The sequence below is a fragment of the Syntrophales bacterium genome (assembly GCA_030018935.1).
Taxonomy (GTDB): domain Bacteria; phylum Desulfobacterota; class Syntrophia; order Syntrophales; family CG2-30-49-12; genus CG2-30-49-12.
Genome location: JASEGZ010000011.1, coordinates 36,842 through 44,780, shown reverse-complemented (window position 1 = coordinate 44,780; position 7,939 = coordinate 36,842). Strand labels below are relative to the sequence as shown.

At 44.4% G+C, this 7,939-nt stretch carries 8 protein-coding genes; 6 read left to right on the top strand and 2 right to left on the bottom strand.

Annotated elements, in window-relative coordinates:
• Nucleotides 1-113 precede the first annotated feature (113 nt).
• The 6 genes from QMD03_03800 (at nucleotide 114) to ybeY (ending at nucleotide 4,875) form a co-directional block, all read left to right on the top strand.
• Nucleotides 114-302, top strand: a complete 189-nt coding sequence (locus QMD03_03800; protein ID MDI6776355.1) for a hypothetical protein — start codon at nucleotides 114-116, stop codon at nucleotides 300-302.
• Nucleotides 287-517 (top strand): type II toxin-antitoxin system RelE/ParE family toxin, encoded by a 231-nt coding sequence (locus QMD03_03795; GenBank protein MDI6776354.1) that lies wholly within the window; start codon nucleotides 287-289, stop codon nucleotides 515-517. The genes QMD03_03800 and QMD03_03795 overlap by 16 nt, the downstream gene beginning before the upstream one ends.
• Before the next feature lie 276 nt (nucleotides 518-793).
• The gene (locus QMD03_03790; protein ID MDI6776353.1) at nucleotides 794-928 is read left to right on the top strand and encodes a hypothetical protein; all 135 of its coding nucleotides are present in this window, start codon (nucleotides 794-796) and stop codon (nucleotides 926-928) included.
• A gap of 62 nt (nucleotides 929-990) precedes the next feature.
• Nucleotides 991-2,004, top strand: a complete 1,014-nt coding sequence (locus QMD03_03785) for a PhoH family protein (GenBank protein ID MDI6776352.1) — start codon at nucleotides 991-993, stop codon at nucleotides 2,002-2,004.
• On the top strand, nucleotides 2,004-4,469 hold the full coding sequence (locus QMD03_03780; protein ID MDI6776351.1) for an HDIG domain-containing protein: 2,466 nt from the start codon (nucleotides 2,004-2,006) through the stop codon (nucleotides 4,467-4,469). Before QMD03_03785 ends, QMD03_03780 begins: the two co-directional genes overlap by 1 nt.
• Nucleotides 4,396-4,875 (top strand): rRNA maturation RNase YbeY, encoded by a 480-nt coding sequence (gene ybeY, locus QMD03_03775; GenBank protein ID MDI6776350.1) that lies wholly within the window; start codon nucleotides 4,396-4,398, stop codon nucleotides 4,873-4,875. Before QMD03_03780 ends, ybeY begins: the two co-directional genes overlap by 74 nt.
• Before the next feature lie 30 nt (nucleotides 4,876-4,905).
• Here ybeY and QMD03_03770 read toward each other — a convergent pair whose 3' ends face one another.
• Together QMD03_03770 and QMD03_03765 are read right to left on the bottom strand one after the other, a co-directional pair.
• The gene (locus QMD03_03770; GenBank protein ID MDI6776349.1) at nucleotides 4,906-5,973 is read right to left on the bottom strand and encodes a mechanosensitive ion channel family protein; all 1,068 of its coding nucleotides are present in this window, start codon (nucleotides 5,971-5,973) and stop codon (nucleotides 4,906-4,908) included.
• Nucleotides 5,974-5,999: 26 nt separating this feature from the next.
• Nucleotides 6,000-7,904, bottom strand: coding sequence for a LysM peptidoglycan-binding domain-containing protein (locus QMD03_03765; protein ID MDI6776348.1), 1,905 nt, complete (start codon nucleotides 7,902-7,904; stop codon nucleotides 6,000-6,002).
• Nucleotides 7,905-7,939: the final 35 nt, after the last annotated feature.

Here is a 7,939-nt window from a genome sequence, read left to right as displayed (position 1 = left end):
ATGTCGGAAACTCTCTACCTAAGGTTGCGTGCGCCTGTGCTCTACTCGACCGAAATTCACGGTCAAAAAAAGGTGTAATTTCTTCATATTCATAAACCGAAGAGGGAATAACAATGCAGACAGTAAAACAGGAGGTCAATAACCTTCTTACCCGCTTACCGGATGATTGCTCTCTGGAGGATGTCCAGTATCACCTTTATGTCCTTCAAAAGATTGAACGTGGGCTGAAGGATGCGGAAGAGGAAAGAGTTTACACACAAGAAGAGGTTGAAAAGCGGATGGCAAAATGGCTCGGAAAGTAATCTGGTCTTATGAAGCCACTGATGACCTTGATGCCCTTGCCGAGTATATAGCAAGGGACTCCTCTTTTTACGCCGCAGCATTTACCCAGCAGATTTTGGACACAAGCCGTTCCCTCAATGAGTTTTCAGAAAGAGGACGCATTGTTCCAGAGCTTGGCAATCCTAATATTCGAGAACTCCTAATAAGAGATTATCGCCTCATTTACACAGTATAGAACAATCTCGTGTTGTAATGCTGGCTCTTGTTCATGGAGCCAGAGATTTAAAGACGTTATGGGAGAAAGAAAATAGAGCTTGACCGTGAACTGCGCCTAACGGGTACGTAAGCGCTATCGAAAAATCAACACCACAGTGGCGACATTGCCCTTTGTCACAAGATTTGAAAAAGCATCAAATCTTGCGCCAACCCTGACAGGGCGGGCAACGTCGTTTACGCTTGAACGTTAGCCAAAACCAGCCCTGAGGAGAGCAAAGGAAGATGGAGGTCGAAGATGGACGGACAACTGATCAAGGAGCTGCTTGCGTTTGAAGCCGATCACACATGGATCAATGAAAATGGCGAGCACATGGTGAAGGCTATTAGAATCATTTTCATGGGTGGTTTCTTCCTTGCAATTCTTGGTTAATCAGTGCTCACATCTGTCGGAGTAGTATTAAAAGGCCATTCATATAAAGGCTCGAGATATACTTGAAACAAATACCTGAACATATTACAGTTGAAAAGATTAGTTTTACGGACAACAGTATTCTCAAAAACCTGTTTGGTGAACATGACAGAAACATAAAGCTCATCGAAAGATTAGAACGGGTCAAGGTAGGTATACGGGGGAATGACATCTCTATCTCCGGCGATGTTCTCGCCGTTGCGCTGGTGAAAAACCTTCTTGTCCAGCTCTATGCCATCATGAAAAAAGGATATCCCGTCTACCCCGCCGACATTGATTACGCCCACAGGATACTCTCCGAAAACAGCAGGGCAGACCTGGAGAAGATATTTCTGGATACGGTCTTTATCTCATCAAAAAAACAGATTATCACACCGAAGAGCATTGCCCAGAAGCTCTATATTGATTCCATCAGGAAGTATGATATGGTTTTTGGCATCGGCCCGGCGGGGACAGGAAAGACTTATCTGGCCATGGCCATGGCTGTATCTACTCTCCTCGAAAAAAAGGTGAACAGGATTGTCCTGACAAGGCCCGCCGTTGAGGCCGGTGAAAAACTTGGTTTTCTGCCAGGTGACCTTTCCGAAAAGGTTAACCCCTATCTCAGGCCGCTGTATGATGCCCTTTTTGATATGATTGATTTTGACAGGTCATCCGCCCTCATCCAGAAGGGAGTCATCGAGGTTGCCCCCCTTGCCTTTATGCGGGGACGGACTTTGAATGATTCTTTCGTTATCCTTGATGAGGCCCAAAATACAACTTCAGAACAGATGAAGATGTTTCTGACGAGGCTTGGATTTGGTTCAAAGGCCGTCATCACGGGTGATGTTACCCAGATTGATCTCCCGTCTGATAGAATATCCGGCCTCATTGAAGTGGAAAAAATTCTGAAGAAAATAGAGGGAATCAGGTTTGTCTATTTCTCGGAGATTGATGTGGTAAGACATCACCTTGTCCAGGATGTGATAAGGGCTTATAATCATCTGGAGCGGGGAAAGGGAAAAAATATAAATCGGGAATCATATCGGGAATCATAATGAATTTTATTGTTATCATCACAAACAACATTTTAAATATCTTTAAAAGAACAGCGAATCGAATTAACATTGTTCCTGAATTTGCCAGAAACACTGTTTTTCAAAGGTGGGGCATCGGTATTTGTTTGAGCTTTATTTTATCCTTGCTACTCACACCCCATATTCACTTTATTCACCCCCATTATAAAGTCGGCTCAATTGTCTCTAAAGACATAAAGGCCGATCGTGATTTTCTCGTTGAAGACCGGGTCTCTACAGACCAGAAAAGGATGGAAACTCTCAAAGGTACCATGTCGCTCTATGACTACGACAGCGATACCGCTTCCCAGTTGACGGCAAACCTGAATAATGCTTTTTCACTGATAGGAAAAGCATACCATGGCAAGGATAAATTAATTGACGTCACATCTCAGGTCGGTGGACAGGAACTCTCAAGACAGACAAGGAAAGATTTTGAGAAGGCATTGGGAATAACGCTTACGGACGACGAATTTAATATTCTCCGAAAATACATGTTTTCCCCCGAGGTTGCAAGTAAAACCTCTAAACTGATTACCGCCGTTTATGACACTGGATTGATCACCGATGCAACCTTTCCAAGATATGATATAGACAGGGGGATCATCATCAGGGACGTGAGAACGCAAAATGAAATAAGTGTTTTGCTGGAAGAAGTACCGTTTCTCCACATAAGGAAGGAAAAGGGCGGAGAAGGTCTTTTAGAGACATGGGAGGGAAGAGGACCTGCAAAAATCTGGCATCTAGAGGACGTTGAGACTATCTTACGGAAAAGGGCAAAGACCATTCTCGGCCGTGATCAGGAGGAGATTAAGAAGGTTGCCGTTTCCCTGGCTAAAAGACTGATCCAGCCAAACCTTACTTTTAATAGAGACGCTACCGAAAAAAGAAAACAGATCACCATGGCAGGTGTAAAACCTGTTTACTTTCAGGTACAAAAGAATGAAATGATTGTGCGCGAGGGAGAGAAGATCAGCCGTACCGACCTGGACAAGCTCGAGGCATTTTATAAGATAGAAGGAGAAAGGAGACTTTCGAGTCTCTCTATTTTTTTGGGTATCTTCCTTACGATCATCTTTCTGACCATCATTTTCTTCCATTTAGCCAGAAACTGGCTAAAAAAAATAAAAGTAGATATATTATTTTTAAGCGCTACCGCTCTTCTTCAGGTTCTCCTGGTAAGAGCTGGAATTTTCATTTCAGAAGCCATTAACCGGGCGTTTCCCTTTTTACCTACAGAGGCATGTTTCTTTGTCATTCCTTTTGCCGTCGGCGCCATGCTGGTTGGTATTTTTATGAACAGGAACATTGCTTTTATTTTTTCGGTCTTTTTGTCTTTTCTTATTACCTTCCTCTTTGATGGTAAGATGACTATGTTCCTCTTCTCCTTCTTTGGAAGCGTTGCGGTATCTTATCATGTTGTAGCTTACAGGCAACGCTCGGCTTTTTTCCGGACAGGTCTTTTTTTAGGCGCCATAAATGGTATGACTATTGTCTTCCTCTCTCTCCTTTCCGGTAGTATTGCCTCCATGGATACGATAATCAAGCTCTTCATGGGTATCCCAGGAGGAATCGTTGCCGGAATTATCGTCGCTGGCATCACCCCCCTTTTTGAAGCCCTTTTTCCCTACACGACAGATATCAAGCTCCTGGAACTTGCCAATCTTAATCGTCCTGTATTCCAGCGGATGATTATGGAGGCTCCGGGTACCTATCACCACAGTATTATTGTAGCATCCATGGTGGAGGCAGCAGCCGATGCCATCGGAGCTAACTCCCTTATGGCTAAGGTCAGCGCTTTCTATCACGACATTGGAAAAATGAAAAAACCTCAGTATTTTATTGAAAATCAGCAGAGCGGGGAGAATAAACATGACAAACTGTCACCCAAAATGAGCAGTCTCGTGATTATTTCCCATGTCAAAGACGGCTGCGAACTGGCAAATAAGATCAAGCTGGGACCGGAAATTATAAACATTATTAAACAACATCATGGAACCAGTCTCGTCAATTACTTTTACGATAAGGCCAAAAAGGACAGGGACCCCTCTATCAGGTCGCTGTCAGAAAGCGATTTTCAATACCCGGGGCCGAAGCCTCAAACCAAGGAAGCGGGACTTGTTTTGCTGGGTGATGTTGTGGAAGCCTCGTCACGAACTCTGTCAAATCCTGCTCCTTCGCGAATCAATCATCTCGTCAGGGAAAGAATAGAAAGAATCTTTATGGATGGTCAGCTTGATGAGTGTGAATTGACCCTGCGTGACTTAAACAAAATCGCCGAAACCTTCGCGAGAATCCTCAACGGTATTTTCCATCACCGTATCGATTATCCTGACTCGATCATCCGTGACAATGGCAGCAGGAAATTAAACAATGGCAATATTGATCGAAAATCGGCAGAGAAGAATAAAGATAGACCTCCGGCGGGTGCGGCGGGTACTAAATAAAATCCTGAAAACGCTCAATTGTGAAGATAAAGAGATCAGTTTACTGTTTGTCGATGACGAGGGCATCAGGGATATAAACAGGCGTTTTCTGAACAGGGACTGCCCCACCAATGTGATCTCGTTCTCCATGTCGGAGGGTGAATTTGGTGACATTAATCCCCATATCCTTGGTGACATTGTTATTTCAGTAGAGACAGCCCTTAGAGATGCCCGGGAAGCTGCTGCCGAATTGGATGATGAACTGGATTTTCTCATGATTCATGGTATACTTCATCTTTTAGGGTACAATCATGAAGATACCGGGGAAGACGAGGCAAAGTGCGTGGAAAACAAAGAAAGAGAACTACTTTTTATATTGAAAGACAGTAAACTGGGGAAAAAGTTAGGCTCCCTCCCCCGCCGGTGATGCGGGGCCTGTACCAAAGTGCCCCCCTCCTCATTCAGTTGATTCTTCCTTATTCAAATACAGAGTCTGTGTGGGATAGGCAAAGACGATCCCTTCCTCTTCAAAACGGCGAAAGATTTCCATGTTGATGGCCTGATGGAGATCCATGTAAACATTGTAATCCGGGTTCTTAACCCAGTAGACGATCTCGAAATTTAATGATGAGTTTCCGAACTCCTTGAAATGAGCCCGATCGAATCGTGTCTGCTCCTGGGCTTCGATAATCTCCCGGATTATACCAAGGATGATTTTGAGTTTGTCATAAGATGTCTGGTAGATGACCCCGATAGAGAAAATTACACGACGTTCATACATCCGTTTGTAGTTTCTGATGCGACTCTTGAGAAGATCGGCATTGGAAAAGATGAGCTGCTCACCGGAAAGACTACGGATGCGTGTGGTTTTAAGACCTATCTGTTCGATGCTTCCCATATATTCATCTACAATGATAAAATCCCCGATTGCAAACGGTTTATCCAACATAATTGACAGGGAGGCGAAGAGGTCTCCGAGGATATTCTGGGCAGCCAGTGCCAGAGCAATACCACCGATGCCGAGACCAGCAATCAGGGTGGTAATGTCCACTCCGAGATTATCGAGGATAAGGAGAAGGACAACCGTCCAGAGGAACAGTCTACCCATGAAACCAAATGCCGCGATTGTCGCTACACTAGCGGCACCCTGTTCCAATGCTAACTTTTGACTTTTATAGCGATTGAGAAAAAAAGAGAGGTAATGATTTCCCCAAATTGCCGCCTGGAGAAAGAAAGCAATGAGGGTCGCATTTCTAAGAAGAGAACTTGCCCTTTCCGGCAGTGACAGGGTGAGTGAACCTGCATAAAGAGACAGAAAAAGGAAAAAGAAGAATTTCGTACTCTTAAGGAGGTCTATGGCAAGGTTGTCAAAAAAAGTCTCTGTCTTTTCAGCAAAAGGGGCCAGGTGCTTTATGATAACTTTTTGCAAGACCTTCAGGGTCGCAAAAATAACAATGGTAACGATAAGGGCGAAAAGCCATGCATTCAGCGTGTTGCCATAGTATGTCATCTTTAGAAAGGGCATCTTATTTTACCTTCTATTGGTACGAGTTACTTCACGATGATGATCTGGCCAGGGGTAATGGTATCTTTACGGGCAAGGTTATTAAGGTCAAGAAGTTCATCAAGGGCGACATTATTTTCCCTGGCGATTTTAATCAGGCAATCCCCCTTTTTGACGGTATATGTTCTCTCAACGGTCTTTACAGAGGCAGTCCTTCTGTTTCGTTTTTTCCTCGTTGCTTTTTTCCCCTCGTCACTGTTGTTACCCTCTCCTTTTTGATACGCGACCATTATGATCTGACCAGATTTGAGCATATTCCCTTTGAGCCGGTTTATCTTTTTTATTTTGGAGACGGTGGTATCAAAGCGCTTAGCCAGGGATAAAAGTGTATCACCCTTTTTCACCCTATATCTCGTGAGCTCCTCAGTGACCTCAGGTTGTTGGTCTGCCTTTATCCTAGCATAGCGATAGCTACGAATGGGTATGTTTAAGTATTGACCTACCCTAATTCCTCGACATGATAGGTGATTATAGGCTCTGATTGCCCTGACAGAGGTTTTGTATCTTCGGGCAATAGAAGAAATCGTCTCTTTTCGTTTTACACGATGTTTGATCAGAACTGGTCGGATAGAAGCAGAGACAGGAGCGGGTTTCTCCCAGCGGGGAATTTCATCACCAACCAGAGCGAATTCTTCCGCTACCTCCAGGGGGACTTTCAGCTCATATTCCCGGTCGGGGGTAATTTTATGCCTCAGTTCAGCATTGAGGGTGTTTAATAACTCTTCTGAGATGTTAAGGTGAAGGGCGATATCCTGCAATCGCATCGGTTTATATGTCTTTACCCATTCGTATGGGGGAGGAACAGGCAATTCTTCGTCTTTTATCAGATCAATACCGTACTTCTGGGGATCTTTGATGATATGCAGAGTGGCGAGAAAACGGGGAACATACCGCGCCGTTTCATTTGGGAGCTGGTGGTAGAGATCCCAGAATCGGTCGAGATAATTCAGGTGTTGACTTGATATGACTCTAAGTACCCTACCCTCCCCGCAATTGTATGCCGCCAGAACGGTCAGCCAGTCACCAAACATGTTATGGAGTTCCTTAAGATAGGCGATAGCTGCTCTTGTTGAGCTTTCCACATCCATCCGTTCATCCACCCATTCGTCTCTGTTCAAGCCATATTTATAACCCGTTGACGAGATGAACTGCCACAGACCAAGGGCCCTTGCACGCGAGAAGGCAGAAATCTTGAAACCGCTCTCCACAAGAGGGAGCCAGGATAGTTCTTCGGGTAATCCCGCTTTTTTCAACTCTCTCAGAATAATTGGACGGTAGAGTCCTGAACGTTTATAGGATTGGATAAAAAAATCCCTTTCTATGGTCTGAAAATTTCGTATCTCTTTTTCCACATCTGCATTCATGACAAGAGGTATCTCTCCACGTTTTCCGTTGGTGAGTGTTTGTCTGGAGGTATAAATGACTAAAATCTGCTTTGCTATCAACAGGCGTAAATCATCTTTCTGCCGGGCTATCTCAGGATGCCCGTCAGTGTCCAGGAGGAGAGCATAGGCCTGATCCAGCAGATTAAGGGCACTTTCAAGATCACCTTTTGCCCAGTAATTCTGGGAGCCATTCAGTAATTCAAGAGCTTCTTCCATGATCGCTTCTTCGGTTTCCTCTTGCTGTTTATTGGCGTCTTCGGAAGAGGTAATATTTATTTGTTTCGGGCGTCTGTTAGCTTCGATTGCCTCCGTCTGTTTATGAATCTCCTCTCGTTCTTTTACGACTGCTTTTGTTTCAGATGTACATGGGGACTCCTCAACGGCAGGTTTTTTTCCTGCAGTACCCGCGAGAGATGACCGATCTTCAGCCTCACTTTGTGTATAGCTATAGAGAAAAACGCACATGGAAACCACGAAAAAGATAAAATAGATCCTTAGTTTCGGCATGGTTCTGATCTCTCCTTTCTGTGTTTTGAGGCTAT

Bases quoted from the DNA above. Each gene is read 5' to 3' on its own strand.
- QMD03_03790 (MDI6776353.1), top strand. From the start codon at position 794: ATGGACGGACAACTGATCAAGGAGCTGCTTGCGTTTGAAGCCGATCAC.
- QMD03_03765 (MDI6776348.1), bottom strand. From the start codon at position 7,904: ATGCCGAAACTAAGGATCTATTTTATCTTTTTCGTGGTTTCCATGTGC.
- QMD03_03795 (MDI6776354.1), top strand. From the start codon at position 287: ATGGCTCGGAAAGTAATCTGGTCTTATGAAGCCACTGATGACCTTGAT.
- QMD03_03770 (MDI6776349.1), bottom strand. From the start codon at position 5,973: ATGCCCTTTCTAAAGATGACATACTATGGCAACACGCTGAATGCATGG.
- QMD03_03800 (MDI6776355.1), top strand. From the start codon at position 114: ATGCAGACAGTAAAACAGGAGGTCAATAACCTTCTTACCCGCTTACCG.
- QMD03_03780 (MDI6776351.1), top strand. From the start codon at position 2,004: ATGAATTTTATTGTTATCATCACAAACAACATTTTAAATATCTTTAAA.
- ybeY (MDI6776350.1), top strand. From the start codon at position 4,396: ATGGCAATATTGATCGAAAATCGGCAGAGAAGAATAAAGATAGACCTC.